Below are 13667 nucleotides of genomic sequence, written 5' to 3' on the forward strand. Positions count from 1 at the left end.
CCCTGTCGATCATCGTCAGGAGTCCTATTTTCATGAATCGTATCCTCGCGGCCATGCTGGCCGCAGCGTCTTGCGCCACGATGGCGCAGGCGCAGGTCGGACCGTCCGCGCCTGTTGCGCAGGATGCGCCGGTCTACACGCTTGACCAAGCGGTCAGTGCAGCGGGCGGTTCGGCCCCTGCTGCGGAAGCGGCGACAGCTGGAATCGACGCGGCCCGTGCAGGTCGCACAGTCGCCGGCTTGCGGCCCAATCCGGTGGTTCAAGGCCAATTCGAGAATGTCATCGGCTCCGGGCCGTATCGGGGGGTCCGCAGCGCGGAAACCACGGTCGGCTTTGCGATCCCGATCGAGCTAGGCGGCAAGCGCGGCGCCCGCGTCGCGGTCGCCAATGCGCAATTGTCCCGGGCCGAGATCCAGGCCGCGATCATCGCGGCGGATGTCCGGCTTCAGGTAACGCAGCTCTATGTCGAAGCGGTCGCGGCCGATCGCCGGGTAATGACAGCCCGCGATCAGGCCCGGATCGCCAGCGATGCGCTGCGGGCCGCGAGCGTTCGCGTGCAGGCAGGGCGGGCATCGCCACTCGAGCAACAGCGCGCGGATGTCGCGCGTATCAATGCCGACGCCAATGTGGAGCGGCAGCTTCGCTTGGCCGAGGCGGCCCGCGCCAATCTGGCGCGTCGGATCGGACGGCCGATCGACGGCCTGCTCGATGACACGCTGCTCGATCGCCTTCCCGATGTGAACGTCTATGGGCCGTTGGCACCGGTCAACACGACCGGCACACTCGCGCTGGCGGCAGCCAACGCGGATTTCTCCATTGCCGAAGCCGGCGTGCGGCTCGCGCGCGCCAATCGCGTGCCTGACCTGAACGTCGGGCCGTCGATCCGCCGCCTGGAAGCGACCAACGACATGGCGGCGGTGTTCAGCGTGTCGATCCCGATCCCGGTGTTTAACAATGGTCGCGCCGCGATTGCGCAGGCGACCGCGCAGCGGACCCAGGCGGATGCGCAGCGCCGCGTGACCGCGCTCGACATCGAACAGGCGATCACGGACGCGCAGGCGCAGGCGGCCAATGCCGCAACGACGGCTCGTGCGGCGTCGGGGCCGGCGCTGGCGGCTGCACAGGAGGCCGCCCGCATCGCGCGGATCGGCTATCGCGAGGGCAAGTTCGGCCAGCTCGAATTGCTCGATGCTGAACGCACGCTCGCCGAAACGCGGGTCGCCGCGATCGACGCGCTTGCCAATTACCAGAATGCCCGCGCGCAAGTGGAGCGACTGACCGCTCGTGCGCCCAATGGGGGGAATCAGTGATGAAGAGCTTTTATCTCGCGGGCGCGGCGTCGCTCGCCCTGCTCTTGGCTGCCTGCGGCGGCAAGGATGGCGGAAACGAGGCAACTGCCGAAGGCGCAGCTGCCAATGAGACGGCAGCGGGCACGGAAAAGGGCGGTGCTGAAGGCGGTCATGCCGGTGAAGGCGTCGTCACATTGGGTGCCGACCAGATCGCCACAGCGGGCGTCCAGGTCGGACGGCCGATCATCGGCGGGGCCGGGACGATCGAGCTGCCCGCGATCATCGAGGGCGACCCACAGGGAACGCAGGTCGTCTCGGCCGCAATTGCGGGACGCGTGGTCGCGCTCACCCGTAACCTCGGCCAATCGGTCGGACGCGGCCAGACCATTGCGGTCATCGAAAGCCGCGAGGCGGCGCAGATCAAGGGCGAGGTCGAGGCGGCGCGGGCGCGGCTTCAGCTCGCTAATTCGAACCTCGCGCGCGAACAGCGGCTGTTCGCGCAGAGAGTCTCCCCTGAACAGGATCTGATCGCCGCCCGCACAGCGGCGACGGAGGCGCGGATCGCCCTGACGCAGGCGCAGAGCATGGTTTCGGCGGCGGGTGTCGGCGGCGGCGGGCTCAACCGGCTCGGCATTGCCGCGCCGATCTCGGGCCAGATCATTGCGCGCCCCGTGACGCTGGGACAAACGGTCGCGGCGGATGCCGAACTCTATCGCATCGCCAACCTGAGCCAGGTGTCGATCGCGCTTAATCTCAAGCCCGAGGATGCGGGCCGGGTGCGTCCCGGCAATACGGTGCTGGTGAAGGCGGCAGGCCGTCAGGCGACCGCCCGCGTGACCTTCGTGTCGCCGGCGCTTGATCCGCAGACGCGGCTCGTGCCTGCGCTCGCCACCCTCGACAATCGCGGTGGCGAATGGCGGGTCGGCGAGCCTGTGACGGCAGCCGTGCAGCTCACGGGCAGCGGCGGGAGCGGGGCGGTCCGCGTGCCGACGACGGCGGTCCAGAGTTTCGAGGGCAAGTCGGTCGTGTTCGTGCGCACGCCCACCGGCTTCAAGGCGACCCCGGTCCAGCTCGGCGATGCGTCGGGCGACACGGTGATCGTCCGGTCGGGCCTGACCGGCAACGAACAGATCGCCACCACCGGAAGTTTCACGCTCAAGGCCGAGATCGGCAAGGGCGAAGCGAGCCACGAGGATTAAGCCATGATCGCCCGTATCGTAACCTGGGCGGTCGAGAAGCGCTGGCTAGTCCTGCTCCTCACCGTCATCGTCGCCGCCATCGGCGCCTTTTCCCTCTACCGGCTACCGATCGACGCGGTGCCGGACATCACCAACAATCAGGTCCAGATCAACGTCCGCGCGCCTGCCCTCTCGCCCGAGCTGGTCGAGAAGCAGGTGTCGTTTCCAATCGAAACCGCGCTCGCCGGCACCCCCGGCCTGGAATATACGCGCTCGTTGAGCCGCAACGGCTTCGCGCAGATCACGGCGGTCTTTTCGGACGCGACGGACATCTATTTCGCCCGCCAGCAGGTGGGCGAGCGTCTGCGGGGCGTGCAAGAGAATCTGCCCGACGGCGTGAACCCTGAAATGGGTCCGATCGCGACAGGCCTGGGCGAGGTGTACATGTACACCGTTCGTCTCGATCATCGCGAGGACGACAAGCACAAGCCCGGTGAACCGGGCCAACAGCCCGATGGCAGCTACATCACGCCAGAGGGCGAGCGACTGACGACCGAAGAGGACAAGGCGACCTACCTGCGCACCGCGCAGGACTGGATCGTGACGCCGCTTCTGAAGACCACACCGGGCCTCGCCGGTGTCGACTCGATTGGCGGTTACGCCAAGCAGTTCCTCGTCGTGCCCGACGTGCAGAAGCTGGCCTCGCTCGGCATCACGCTGACGGACCTGGGAAATGCGCTGGAGCGCAATAACACCAGCGTCGGCGGTGGCTTCGTCAATCGCAATGGCGAAGGTCTGGCTGTTCGCTCGGATGCGCTCGTTCGCAATGCCAGCGAGTTGGCCAGGACCGTGATCGCGACACGTAACGGCGTGCCGATCACGGTCGAACAAGTTGCGACTGTGAAGACGGGTCAGGCGATCCGCATGGGTTCGGCATCGGAGAACGGTACCGAAGTCGTCGTCGGCACGGCGATCATGCGGATCGGCGAGAACAGCCGCATCGTGTCGACCGCGGTCGCTGAGAAACTGAAGACGATCAACGCTTCGCTGCCTCCTGACGTCGTAATTCAGCCGGTGCTGAACCGCACCGAGCTGGTCAATTCGACGATCAAGACGGTCGCGAAAAACCTGTCCGAAGGCGCGGTGCTGGTCATCGTCGTGCTCTTCCTGCTGCTCGGCAACTTCCGTGCGGCCCTGATCGCGGCGTTGGTCATCCCGATCACCATGATGCTGACAGGCTTTGGTATGCTGCGCGCTGGGGTCTCGGCCAATCTGATGAGCCTTGGGGCTTTGGACTTCGGTCTGATCGTCGACGGCGCCGTCATCATTGTCGAAAACGCGCTGCGCCGGCTTGCCGAGCAACAGCATCATGAAGGCCGATTGCTCAGCGTCAAGGAACGGCTCGCGACCGTGGCAGCCGCTGCGCGTGAGATGATCCGTCCCTCTGTGTACGGGCAGGCAATCATCATCCTCGTCTACGTACCGCTGCTCACGCTGACCGGCGTGGAGGGTAAAACGTTCGGACCGATGGCGCTGACCGTCATCATCGCGCTCGCCTTCGCCTTCATCCTCTCTCTCACCTTCGTGCCGGCGATGATTGCGATCTGGCTGTCGAAGAAGGTCGAGGAGAAGGACGGCCGCATCATCACGTGGCTGAAGAAGCGCTACGAACCCGGTCTCGACCGGGCCATGAAGCGCCCGACGCTGACGATCGGTGCGGGTGTGGGAAGCCTTGTGGTGGCGGCGCTTGCTTTCACTACGCTCGGCTCGGTGTTCCTGCCGCAGCTCGACGAAGGCGATTTGCTGATCCAGTCGCTCCGCATTCCGGCAACGTCGGTCCAGCAGAGCCAGGCGATGCAGGTGCCGATCGAGCGGATGATGTCGAAGCAGCCGGAGGTGCAATTCGTCTATTCCAAGACGGGCACCGCCGAGCTGGCGGCCGACCCGATGCCGCCGAACGCGACCGACATGTTCGTCATCCTGAAGCCGCGCAAGGATTGGCCGGATCCTGAGCTTCCCAAGGAGGAGCTGGTCAGCCGGATCGAGGGTAATCTCGCGAAGATTCCGGGAAATGCCTACGAGATCACCCAGCCCATCCAGATGCGCTTCAACGAGCTGATCGCCGGCGTGCGCGGCGACATCGCGGTGAAGGTGTTCGGGGACGACTTCAACCAGATGAACCGGACGGCCGAGCAAATCGCGGCGGTGCTGCGCAGAACGCAAGGCGCAGCGGACGTGAAGGTGGAGCAGACGACCGGTCTTCCCATGCTCGACATTCGCGTCAACCGCGACGCGATGGCGCGGTTGGGCGTTACGGCTCAGGATGTGCAGGACACCGTGACTGCGACGATCGGCGGGCGAACATCGGGCCAGATCTTCGAGGGCGACCGTCGCTTCCCCGTGGTGATCCGCCTGTCGGAGGCGCAGCGTGCCGACATCGGCCTGCTCCAACAGGTGCAGGTGCCGGTGGCAGGCGGCGGCTATGTACCGCTGTCCAGCGTCGCCGAGATCAAGGTGGTCGATGGTCCGAACCAGATCAGCCGCGAGAACGGCAAGCGGCGCGTGGTGGTGCAAGCCAACGTGCGTGGCCGCGACGTCGGATCCGTCGTGGCGGATGCGCAGGCGGCGATCGGCAGCCAACTCCGGCTGCCTGCCGGCACCTATCTCGAATGGGGCGGCCAGTTCGAGAACCTCCAATCGGCAAGCGAACGGCTGAAGCTGGTCATTCCGGCTTGCTTCATCTTGATCCTGCTGCTCCTCTACGGGGCGTTGGGATCGGTCCGCGACGCCGCGATCGTGTTCACCGGCGTGCCTTTCGCGCTGGTGGGCGGCGTCCTGTTGCTGTTCCTGCGGGGCATGGACTTCTCGATCTCGGCGGCAGTGGGCTTCATCGCCCTCTCGGGCATCGCGGTCCTCAACGGCCTCGTCATGGTCAGCTCGATCCAAGATCTGATCCGATCAGGGATGAGCCGCGAGGAAGCCGCGCATGTTGGCGCGATGCAGCGTCTGCGACCCGTCATCATGACCGCGCTAGTCGCCAGCCTCGGCTTCGTGCCGATGGCGCTGGGCGAAGGCGCCGGCGCAGAGGTTCAAAAGCCTTTGGCGACGGTCGTCATCGGCGGTCTGATCTCGGCGACGCTTCTTACGCTGTTCGTGCTGCCGACACTCTATGCCCGGTTCGGGCAGAAAGTGATCGAGAAACCCGAGCACTACAATGAGGAGCATGAAGGGGACGACCACGGTCAGACCTTCGTGAACAACTTGGCCTGATGGATGGGCGGGGCGATCCGCGATCGCCCCGCCCATCTCTGGGAGATGGGGATATGCCTCGCACCATAACCAGCTCGATGCTTCACGGCGGGCCACTGCGCATCTGGTCGGCACTCACCGATCCGGATCATCGCCGGGCGTGGAGTCCGCTCGTATTTCTCGATGATCCGTCCCGGCTCGGCGACACAGAATGCACCTTTGCGATCCAGGGCATCACCCGGCCAATTCGGACGCCAGCACGGATTGATCGATTCGATAAACCGCACGCCTTCGCTTGGTCCTGCGGCATCCCCTATCTGTTCACGCTCGAAGAGCGGTACGAGCTGGCGGGGGACGATGGCGGCACCAGGCTAACGCATAGCTGCACGCTGCGCGGGGCGCTCTCCCTGCCGTTCGCGGCGATGATGTTGCGCCGCCTGCGATCCCTGATGGTCGAATCTGACGATCGCCTCGCAACCTATCTCCGCTGGCGGGTAGGTCAGCCTGCCCGGGCTATCAATCGTCAGCGCGTCCCCTTCCGCTACAGGAGGAAGGCGCGATGATGATGCACTGTAAGCGGGTGCTGCCCGCCGTCATCCTCGTTGTCGGGCTCGCGGCGTGCTCGGAAAGAAAGCCGCCAGCCCCGCCAACGGAGCAGCAGATCCATTCGTCCGACAGCGCCGTGGCGACCGGGGAAATGGGGCGGCATAGATATCGCTGTTCCGACGGGGAACCGCTGTTCGTCGATTACAAGGACAACGGCCTGCAGATCGATTTGCGGCGCTCCAACGGGGGACCGCCGATGATGCTGACCGCGCCAGCGCAGGGCCTGCAATATGTCGGCGAAACAGCCACCGCGACCTTCAAGGGGTCGCAGCTCACCATCGTGGAAGGCGATGGCCGTACCCGGATCTGCGAGCAGGAAGGCACGCGATGAACTGCCCTGCCTTCGAACGCCACAGGGCGCTTCGTCGGAAGAGACCGATGTCTGACACGTCGATTTCAAATGTGACAACCTTGTGCGGCCTGAATCGGGCCGGTCTGGCGATCGCGCGCCTCGGCGTCGTTCTCGTCTCCGGGGCGGTTATAGGGGCGTGTAATCCAGCGCCGACCCAGCCTACCGAGCCGGCGCATGAAAAGCATCTGACGTCGAAACTAATCGCGCAGCGCATCATGTACTGCGACGACGGCACACGCGCCGATGTCGACTTCATCGATGACGGCTTGAAAATGGCCGTCACCTGGCTGCCGAAGGGCAGGACCGAGATCCTGCGCGCGCAGCGAACCGGTGACGAGTTTCGCGGCGACCATTCGCGGGCTGTCGTGGCGGGCGGATCGATCGCGTTCACGCGACGCGGGAAGATCCGCGTCTGCCACCGAACCCCGGAGGAGTCCTAGGAAATGCAGGCACTGCTCTATACGCTTGCGCCTGTGCTGGCGGTCGTGCTCGGCGCGATTGTCGCGAGCCGCACCAAGTTGAAACCTGGCCTCGTGGCGGGCCTACAGCATCTCGCTGCCGGCGTCGTGTTCGCGGCGGCAGCGACCGAAATCCTGCCGCAGGTCAAGCATGAGGCATCGCCCAGCGCGACGTTGATCGGCGGGGCGGCGGGCGTCGCGACCATGCTGGGGCTCAAGGCTCTTGAGGCCCGCTTCAAGGGGCCGATGGCGCTACTCGCCGCGATCGGCATCGACATTCTGGTCGACGGCCTGGTGCTCGGCCTCGCTTTCGTGGCGGGCGAGAAGGCAGGTCTCCTGCTGACGATCGCGCTCACTCTGGAAGTGTTATTTCTGGGACTGACGCTGACCGACGAGCTGGCGGAAACCTATCGCTCGCGCTTGCGCATCATCGTGATCGTCTCGGCATTGGCCCTGCTGCTGCCGATCGGCGCGCTCGCTGCCGTGCCGGTCGCCGCGCTGTCGCCGGTGATGATCGCCGGCTTCCTCAGCTTCGGGCTGATGGCGCTGCTCTACCTCGTCACGGAGGAGTTGCTGGTCGAGGCGCACGAGAAACCCGACACCCCGCTCATCAGCTCGATGTTTTTCGTCGGCTTCCTGGCCCTGCTGACACTTGAGGAGATGATGGGATGATCCCGGGCAACGACAACAATGGCGGGCAGGAGCGCCGCACACTGTGGATCGTCCTGCTGCTGAACGCGGCGATCGCTGCGGGCTTCTTCGTTTCCGGCTTCTTCGCGGACTCGAGCGCGCTGATCGCCAACGGCGTCGACAACCTGTCCGATACGGCTGTGTATGCGCTGAGCCTTGTGGCGCTCACCCGGGGCCAGACATGGAAGACACGCGCCGCGGTCGCTTCGGGCGTCATGCTGCTGATCTTCGCGGGCGGCATCTTGATCGATGTCGGACGGCGCTACGTGCAGGGCAGCGAGCCCATCGGACCTACCATGATGGTCATGTCCGCGATCGCCGGCGTCGTGAATTACCTCTGCCTGCGGCTGCTCCAGCGCCTCAAGGATCCGGACGTCAATCTCCGGGCCGCAACCACCTTCAGCTTCAACGACTTCATTTCCAACGGCGGCATCCTGATCGCCGGCGTGCTGGTGCTGTGGTTGGGTACCAATTGGCCGGACCTGCTGGTCGGCTTCGCCACCGCCATCATCGCCATCAAGGGCGGTGTCGAAATCCTGCGCGACGCGCGCGCCGAAACCAAGAAAAGCGAAAGGAGGTCGTCATGAACGACAAGCTCGAACTCGACATTCCAGTGTTGTTGCCGGACCTTCCTGACGCGGCCGATGCCTGCCTGGACCGTCTCGTATCAACCCTGTCAAAGCGCGAAGGTGTCGAGCGGGCGCATGTGATCTGTCTCGACGGCAACACGCCAGCGGCGCTGTGCATCCATTTCGATGCCGCCAAGCTGCCGCTGCCACGGTTGCGCGAAATGGTGCGCGCCGCAGGTGCCGAAATCACCGAGCGCTACGGCCATGCGATCTGGCAGGTGACGGGGATCAACCACGAACGTCGGGCGCGCACGGTCAGCGATGCGCTGTGCGCCTTGCCCGGCGTGGTCCAGGCAAGCGCCAGCACCAGCGGGTCTGTCCGGGTCGAATATGATCGCCGCGAAACCACCGAAGAGGAGGTGCGCGCTGCGCTTCGCAAGCTGAAGGTGAGGGTGGGCAAGCGGGTCGCTGCCGATGAACATGCCGGCCACGACCACGGCCCCGGGGGCCACGGCGCGGGCGAAGAGAAGCACGGCCCCGGCGATGGCCACGACCATAGCCACGCCGAATTTCTCGGCCCCAATACCGAGCTGATCTTCGCGCTCGCCTGTGGCGCGCTGCTGGGGATCGGCTACGCGATCGAGAGGCTGGTCGCTGGCGCGCCCGAATGGCTGCCGACCGCCTGCTATATCGCAGCCTATTTCTTCGGCGGATTCTTCACGCTGCGCGAGGCGATCGACAACCTCCGGATGAAGAAGTTCGAGATCGACACGCTGATGTTGGTCGCTGCGGCCGGCGCCGCTGCGCTGGGCGCATGGGCCGAAGGTGCGCTGCTGCTGTTCCTGTTCAGCCTCGGCCATGCGCTTGAGCATTATGCAATGGGCCGCGCCAAGAAGGCGATCGAGGCGCTGGCGAAGCTCGCGCCCGAAACCGCGACCGTGCGACGCGGCGGGCAGACCAGCGAAATCCCGGTCGAGCAGATGGTCGTCGGGGACATTGCCATCGTCCGCCCGAACGAGCGCCTGCCTGCCGACGGCTTCGTCATCAAGGGCACCAGCGCGATCAACCAGGCCCCGGTCACGGGTGAAAGCATCCCGGTCGACAAGGTGCCGGTCGCAGATGCCGCAGCGGCACGCGCCAAGCCCGATGCAGTCGACGCGGAAAGCCGGGTTTTTGCTGGTACGATCAACGGCGGCGGCGCGATCGAGATCGAGGTGACACGCCGTTCCAATGAAAGCGCGCTTGCCAAGGTCGTGAAGATGGTGAGCGAAGCGGAGACGCAGAAGTCGCCGACGCAGCGCTTCACCGACCGGTTCGAACGGATCTTCGTGCCCGCCGTCCTGGTCCTGTCAGTGCTCCTGCTGTTCGCATGGGTGGTCGTCGACGAGCCGTTCCGCGACAGCTTCTATCGCGCGATGGCGGTGCTGGTGGCGGCAAGCCCGTGCGCGCTCGCGATCGCAACGCCGAGCGCGGTCCTGTCGGGCGTTGCCCGTGCAGCGCGGGGCGGCGTGCTCGTGAAGGGCGGTGCACCGCTCGAAAACCTCGGGTCGCTCAAAGCGATCGCTTTCGACAAGACGGGCACGCTGACCGAAGGTCGTCCGCGCATCACTGATGTCGTGCCCGTCGATGGCGCCGATGAAGGCGAGTTGCTGGCGCTGGCTGTCGCCGTCGAAGCGTTGAGCGACCATCCCCTGGCCCAAGCGATCGTCAAGGACGGCCGCGAACGTCTGAACGATCGTGCCGTGCCGACTGCCGGCGACCTCAAGAGCCTGACCGGTCGGGGCGTCACCGCGAGCGTGGATGGCGAGACGGTGTGGATCGGCAAGGCCGAGATGTTCGGAAGTGAGGGCATTCCGGCGCTGGGGCAGGGCGCGCAGGACGCAATCGCGAAGCTGCGCGAGAACGGCCGCACGACAATGGTGGTCCGCAAGGGGGACCGCGACCTGGGCGCGATCGGCCTGATGGACACGCCTCGCGAAGCTGCCAAGACCGCGTTGCGTCGGCTGCACGAGATGGGCGTGTCGCGGATGATAATGATCTCCGGCGATCACCAGAAAGTCGCCGAAGCGATCGCCGACGAAGTCGGGATCGACGAAGCGTGGGGCGACCTCATGCCCGAAGACAAGGTTGCCGCGATCAAGAAGCTCGCCGGCGAAGACAAGGTCGCGATGGTGGGCGACGGCGTGAACGATGCGCCGGCGATGGCAAGCGCCACGGTCGGCATCGCGATGGGCGCGGCGGGGTCGGACGTTGCGCTGGAGACAGCCGACGTGGCGCTGATGGCCGACGATCTGGCGCACCTGCCATTCGCAGTCGGTCTTAGCCGCCATACCCGTGGAATCATCCGGCAGAACGTCTTCGTCAGCCTGGGTGTCGTCGCCTTCCTGGTGCCTGCTACCATCCTCGGCCTCGGCATTGGGCCAGCGGTGGCGGTTCATGAGGGATCGACGCTGCTCGTCGTCATCAATGCGCTCAGGCTGCTCGCCTACCGCGATCCGGCAGGGAAGGCGGCATGAAGTGGCTGATCGCCTTCGACCTCGACGGCACGCTTGCCGAGAGCAAGCGGCCGTTATCGGAGGATATGGCCGCAATCCTCGCCCGATTGCTCGCCATCACGGATGTGGCGGTGATCTCGGGCGGGGACTGGCCGCAGTTCGAAAAGCAGATCGCCTCGCGCCTTCCTGCCGGCGTCGCGCTCGACCGTCTCTGGTTGATGCCGACCACAGGCACGAAACTCTATCGGTTCATCAATGGCGCTTGGCGCGCGGTCTATGCCGAACTGTTCGACGACGCGGAGAAGGCGAAGATCCGCACGGCCTTCGATCAGGCGCTGACCGATGCCGGTCTCGCCGACGAACGTATCTGGGGCGAACGGATCGAGGACCGGGGCAGCCAGATCACCTTTTCGGGCCTGGGGCAGGCAGCGCCGCTGAAGGAAAAGGAAGCGTGGGATCCTGACCGAAAGAAGAGGACCGCGTTGCAGGCCACGTTGCGCGCGAAGCTGCCGGAGCTCTCGATCAATCTCGGTGGCACGACATCGATCGACGTGACCAGAGCAGGGATCGACAAGGGCTATGGCCTGAAGCGCCTGAGTGCCGAGAGCGGTGTCCCGCTCGACGGGATGCTGTTCATTGGGGATGCGATATTCCCCGGTGGGAATGACTATCCCGCTGCTGAAATCGGCCTCGACACAGTGAGGGTGCGCGACGTCGCGGAAACCACCGCCGTCGTGACCGCCATCATCGCGTGTCTGCACCGATAGGATCAAGATACATGGTCGGCTCCATCGCGGAATGCCGCATTGTCAAAGCTCTGGCTTCTGTCGCTTAGGGCAGCGCTTCCTAAAACGAAAAGAAGGCAATGTGCGCGTCTCCGCGAACAAAGCCTCCAGCGATCAATCTAAGAGATTCCGCCGCGCTTCTCAATCGTAGGGGGCGTTTGCGGGAGGGGGCGGAATCCTACGCTAAGGATTTGGGCCAGCGATATTCCCCGGTTAGATTGATGTGTTCCCATCCCAACGGCGAGACGTGGGCGAGTAGATCAGGCGCGATATGGGTACCGCTGGCGGCCCGGGTATTGACGACCTCGCCGAGCTTCATGGTGTTCCAGAATATGATGATGGCGGCGAGCAGGTTCATTCCGGCGATGCGATAGTGCTGGCCTTCGCCGGATCGATCCCGGATTTCACCTCGGCGGTGGAAGCTGATGGCGCGCTTTAGGGCGTGGTGGGCCTCACCCTTGTTGAGGCCGATCTGAGCCTGGCGCTGGAGGCCGGCATCAAGAATCCAGTCGATCATGAACAGGGTTCGCTCGATGCGGCCCACCTCTCGCAATGCGAGGGCCAGCTCATTCTGGCGCGGGTAAGAGGCGAGCTTGCGAAGAATCTGGCTGGGGGCGACGATCCCCGCTGCGATCGTCGCCATGATGCGCAGGATGTCGGGCCAGTTGCGCTCGATGAGCGGTTCATTGATCTTACCTCCGACCAGCGCTCGCACATTGGCCGGCGTCGCGTTGGGCGTGAAGGCATAGAGTCTTTTCTGAGGGAGATCGCGGATACGGGGGGCGAACCTGTAGCCGAGCAAGGCGCAGGCGGCGAACACATGATCGGTGAAGCCGCCCGTGTCGGCAAAATGCTGGCGAACGCGGCGGCCCGCGTCATTCATGAGCAGCCCGTCCAGGATATAGGGAGCCTCGCTGACCGTTGCCGGGATCACCTGGGTTGCGAACGGCGCATATTGATCGGACACATGGCTGTATCCCTTGAGGCCCGGGACGTTGCCATATTTCGCGTTGATCAGATTCATCGCCTCGCCCTGCTCGGTAGCAAGGAAGAACTGCCCGTCGCTGGATGCCGATTGCCCTTGTCCCCAGAAGGCGGCCATGGGCAGGGCGGCGTGGGCCTCCACGATCATGGCGAGCGCCCGATCATAGGCGCTGCCTTCGACATGCCAGCGCGCGATCCGCAGCAATTCCCAGAAGCTGTGCGTGTTGGTCGCCGCCGCCATCTTGCGCAAACCGAGATTGACGCCTTCCGCCAGCAACACGTTCATCAGGCCGATCCGGTCGCTGCAGGGCGCGCCGGTGCGCAGATGCGTGAACGCCTCGGAAAATCCGGTTCGCTCATCGACTTCCAGCAACAGATCGGTGATCCTCGCGGGCGGGAGCTGTTGATAGAGATCGAGCACGAGATCCTCGGCCCCTTCGGGCGTGTCGGCCCTCAGCTTGTCGATGTGCAGCTTGCCGTTCTCGATGATGCCGCCTGGGATCGTGCCGGTTCGCGCCGCGCGGCCAAACTCCTTCAGCCGTGTATCCAGTCGAGCCCTGCGCTCGGCCAGCCATTCGCCGGGTCGCAGCGGCACGGCGAGCCGCGCGGTCTGCTCTATCGCCTGTGGCGGGACCAGAAGCTGCTTGAGGTCGCCATAGCGGCGCGATCCCGCCAACCATATGTCACCGGACCGGAAGGCGTCGCGGATGTGGAACAGCACCGCGATTTCCCAAAGCCGGTGGTCGCCGCTGGGCTCAGCGCGAAGATGACGATGCCATTTCGAGTTGGGACGTAGAAAATCCACCGGCGGATCGACCTTGATCCCGTTACGCAGCATCGCAACGGCCGCCAGAAGAGGCGTGGCGATCGGCGCCGCCTGCATGTCGAGCAGGCGCAGCATCCTGGGCGCGTAGAGGCGGAAACGGTGATAGCCGTCCAGCACACGGCTGAGCGGGTCGGCCGCGAGCACGTTGGTCAGCGCGGAGGCCGTGGCGACAAGGCGTCACCTCAA

10 protein-coding genes and 1 pseudogene are annotated in these 13667 nt (G+C 65.1%); 10 read left to right on the forward strand and 1 reads right to left on the reverse strand.

The genetic code is table 11. The annotated features are described in order from the left end of the window. The first annotated feature begins 32 nt into the window (after positions 1-32). The 10 genes from SCLO_RS18670 to SCLO_RS18715 are packed head-to-tail and all read left to right on the forward strand — an operon-like array spanning position 33 to position 11653. Positions 33-1310, forward strand: coding sequence for a TolC family protein (locus tag SCLO_RS18670; protein WP_066521572.1), 1278 nt, complete (start codon positions 33-35; stop codon positions 1308-1310). Continuing rightward, positions 1310-2488, forward strand: coding sequence for an efflux RND transporter periplasmic adaptor subunit (locus SCLO_RS18675; RefSeq protein WP_004212877.1), 1179 nt, complete (start codon positions 1310-1312; stop codon positions 2486-2488). Before SCLO_RS18670 ends, SCLO_RS18675 begins: the two co-directional genes overlap by 1 nt. A 3-nt stretch (positions 2489-2491) precedes the next feature. Beyond that, positions 2492-5737: an efflux RND transporter permease subunit gene (locus SCLO_RS18680; protein WP_004212878.1), complete on the forward strand. Its 3246-nt coding sequence runs from the start codon at positions 2492-2494 to the stop codon at positions 5735-5737. A gap of 53 nt (positions 5738-5790) precedes the next feature. Next, positions 5791-6279, forward strand: coding sequence for an SRPBCC domain-containing protein (locus SCLO_RS18685; RefSeq protein ID WP_004212879.1), 489 nt, complete (start codon positions 5791-5793; stop codon positions 6277-6279). Continuing rightward, positions 6276-6653, forward strand: a complete 378-nt coding sequence (locus SCLO_RS18690; protein WP_009824022.1) for a hypothetical protein — start codon at positions 6276-6278, stop codon at positions 6651-6653. The genes SCLO_RS18685 and SCLO_RS18690 overlap by 4 nt, the downstream gene beginning before the upstream one ends. A 47-nt stretch (positions 6654-6700) precedes the next feature. Then, a complete protein-coding gene (locus SCLO_RS18695; RefSeq protein ID WP_004212881.1) occupies positions 6701-7114 on the forward strand; it encodes a hypothetical protein in 414 nt (137 codons plus the stop codon). A gap of 3 nt (positions 7115-7117) precedes the next feature. Next, complete coding sequence (locus tag SCLO_RS18700) at positions 7118-7804, forward strand: ZIP family metal transporter (RefSeq protein WP_004212882.1); 687 nt, start codon at positions 7118-7120, stop codon at positions 7802-7804. Beyond that, positions 7801-8409, forward strand: coding sequence for a cation transporter (locus tag SCLO_RS18705; protein WP_004212885.1), 609 nt, complete (start codon positions 7801-7803; stop codon positions 8407-8409). Before SCLO_RS18700 ends, SCLO_RS18705 begins: the two co-directional genes overlap by 4 nt. Continuing rightward, positions 8406-10907, forward strand: a complete 2502-nt coding sequence (locus SCLO_RS18710; RefSeq protein ID WP_004212886.1) for a heavy metal translocating P-type ATPase — start codon at positions 8406-8408, stop codon at positions 10905-10907. Before SCLO_RS18705 ends, SCLO_RS18710 begins: the two co-directional genes overlap by 4 nt. Next, positions 10904-11653 carry an HAD-IIB family hydrolase gene (locus SCLO_RS18715; protein ID WP_004212890.1) on the forward strand — a complete coding sequence of 250 codons (750 nt, stop codon included), beginning with the start codon at positions 10904-10906 and terminating at the stop codon, positions 11651-11653. The genes SCLO_RS18710 and SCLO_RS18715 overlap by 4 nt, the downstream gene beginning before the upstream one ends. Before the next feature lie 196 nt (positions 11654-11849). On the opposite strand, the pseudogene SCLO_RS18720 reads toward SCLO_RS18715, so the two are convergent. Beyond that, positions 11850-13655: pseudogene (locus tag SCLO_RS18720) on the reverse strand (Tn3 family transposase); the annotation flags it as partial. Positions 13656-13667 lie beyond the last annotated feature (12 nt).

It is taken from the genome of Sphingobium cloacae, assembly GCF_002355855.1.
In the GTDB taxonomy this organism is placed as follows: Bacteria; Pseudomonadota; Alphaproteobacteria; order Sphingomonadales; family Sphingomonadaceae; genus Sphingobium; species Sphingobium cloacae.

Excerpts from the sequence above, each read along its gene's own strand:
- SCLO_RS18670 (WP_066521572.1), top strand. The coding sequence starts at position 33 with ATGAATCGTATCCTCGCGGCCATGCTGGCCGCAGCGTCTTGCGCCACG.
- SCLO_RS18675 (WP_004212877.1), top strand. The coding sequence starts at position 1,310 with ATGAAGAGCTTTTATCTCGCGGGCGCGGCGTCGCTCGCCCTGCTCTTG.
- SCLO_RS18680 (WP_004212878.1), top strand. The coding sequence starts at position 2,492 with ATGATCGCCCGTATCGTAACCTGGGCGGTCGAGAAGCGCTGGCTAGTC.
- SCLO_RS18685 (WP_004212879.1), top strand. The coding sequence starts at position 5,791 with ATGCCTCGCACCATAACCAGCTCGATGCTTCACGGCGGGCCACTGCGC.
- SCLO_RS18690 (WP_009824022.1), top strand. The coding sequence starts at position 6,276 with ATGATGATGCACTGTAAGCGGGTGCTGCCCGCCGTCATCCTCGTTGTC.
- SCLO_RS18695 (WP_004212881.1), top strand. The coding sequence starts at position 6,701 with ATGTCTGACACGTCGATTTCAAATGTGACAACCTTGTGCGGCCTGAAT.
- SCLO_RS18700 (WP_004212882.1), top strand. The coding sequence starts at position 7,118 with ATGCAGGCACTGCTCTATACGCTTGCGCCTGTGCTGGCGGTCGTGCTC.
- SCLO_RS18705 (WP_004212885.1), top strand. The coding sequence starts at position 7,801 with ATGATCCCGGGCAACGACAACAATGGCGGGCAGGAGCGCCGCACACTG.
- SCLO_RS18710 (WP_004212886.1), top strand. The coding sequence starts at position 8,406 with ATGAACGACAAGCTCGAACTCGACATTCCAGTGTTGTTGCCGGACCTT.
- SCLO_RS18715 (WP_004212890.1), top strand. The coding sequence starts at position 10,904 with ATGAAGTGGCTGATCGCCTTCGACCTCGACGGCACGCTTGCCGAGAGC.